The organism is Bacillus cereus group sp. BfR-BA-01310 (genome assembly GCF_022664325.1).
Classification (GTDB): Bacteria; Bacillota; Bacilli; order Bacillales; family Bacillaceae_G; genus Bacillus_A; species Bacillus_A paramycoides.
Genome location: NZ_JAKUHD010000095.1, coordinates 1 through 429, shown reverse-complemented (window position 1 = coordinate 429; position 429 = coordinate 1). Strand labels below are relative to the sequence as shown.

Below are 429 nucleotides of genomic sequence, written 5' to 3'. Positions count from 1 at the left end.
CTCTGTCATGTTTTGGTGATATCGTCGTTGATCTATGTTGCGGGTCAGGTGCTGTGGGTGTAGCACTGGCAGCAGCTTTAGGACAAGTTGAATTGTACTCTGCTGACATTGACCCTGTCGCAGTACGATGTGCAAGCCGCAACGTAACAGATTTCGGTGGCCATGTTTTTGAAGGTGACTTGTATACAGCTCTGCCTCACTCAATTAAAGGCCATGTGAACACCCTAGTTGCGAACGTACCTTATGTTCCTACCAAGGCAATAAAGCTGCTCCCACAAGAGGCTCGCCTACATGAACCGAAGTGGGCGCTTGACGGAGGAGAGGATGGACTTGACATTCAGCGAAGAGTAGCAAAAGAAGCAATTCTCTGGCTAGCACCGGGAGGACATCTTTTAATAGAGACGAGCGAAATGCAGGCAACTCAGACCT

General features: G+C 49.2%; 1 protein-coding gene. It reads left to right on the top strand.

Translation table 11 applies throughout. The annotated features are described in order from the left end of the window. A partial coding sequence (locus tag MR109_RS29760; RefSeq protein ID WP_242274863.1) for a methyltransferase occupies positions 1–429 on the top strand: 429 nt, incomplete at both ends.